The 982-nt window shown below is 64.1% G+C and carries 1 protein-coding gene; it reads left to right on the top strand.

The window, feature by feature from the left end; genetic code table 11:
* Positions 1-754 (top strand): DegT/DnrJ/EryC1/StrS family aminotransferase (locus tag RND78_RS27785; RefSeq protein ID WP_312733445.1); only part of this gene is annotated, 754 nt, incomplete at its 5' end.
* Positions 755-982 lie beyond the last annotated feature (228 nt).

Below are 982 nucleotides of genomic sequence, written 5' to 3'. Positions count from 1 at the left end.
CGCCAGCTGTGACCTGGCCCCGCTGCGCGCCCTGGCCCGCGAGCATGGCGTGGCGCTGATCGAAGACGCCGCCCACGCCGCCGGCACCCGCTACCAGGGCGAGCCCATCGGCCTGCGCGGCACCGCCATCTTCAGCTTCCACGCCATCAAGAACCTGACCTGCGCCGAAGGCGGCATGCTGGTGACCGACGACGCCACCCTGGCCGAGCGCGTGCGCCGGCTGAAATTCCACGGCCTGGCGGTGGATGCCTTCGACCGTCACGCCCTGGGTCGCAAGCCCCAGGCCCAGGTGCAGGAACCCGGCTTCAAGTACAACCTCTCGGACATCCACGCCGCCCTGGCGCTGGTCCAGCTGGATCGCCTGGGCGAGATCAATGGTCGGCGCGAACACCTGGCTCAGGCTTACCAGCAGCGCCTGGCCGGGCTCCCCGTATTACCGCTGTCGGTACCGGATTATCCTCAGACCCACGCCTGGCACCTCTACATCCTGCGCATCTGCCCCGAACGCTGCGGCCTGGATCGCGAAGCCTTCATGGCCGGCCTCAAGGCACGCGGCATCGGCACCGGCATCCATTTCACCGCCACCCACCTGCACCCCTGGTACCGCGAGCGCTGGCCCGAGCTGGCACTTCCCAACAGCGAATGGAATTCGGCGCGGCTGTGCTCCATCCCGCTCTTTCCAGACATGACGCTGGATGACGTCGAGCGGGTTGCCCAGGCCATCGAAGCCGTGCTTGCGCAGGGTCCTGGCTAGCAGCGCCTGCCTCAAAACGCCTCCTAGAGCCCGTTCAAAGGCTCGCGAGCTAGAGACAAACAAGGCAAAAAATGGCTGAGGAAGCGGAGTTTACGAGTGGTAAATGAGCATTCCGAAGTCATTTTTAACGCAGTTTGGCCGACGCGCAGCAGACTTTGAAAAGGCTCTTAGGCATTACTCAGAACCTATTGGAGAAGGCGTATGAAGCCCTATGCCATCGATAAGCTG

Origin of the sequence: Pseudomonas oryzihabitans, assembly GCF_032027545.1 — a bacterium.
Lineage (GTDB): Bacteria > Pseudomonadota > Gammaproteobacteria > Pseudomonadales > Pseudomonadaceae > Chryseomonas > Chryseomonas oryzihabitans_F.
This window is presented reverse-complemented; position numbering and strand designations above follow the sequence as displayed.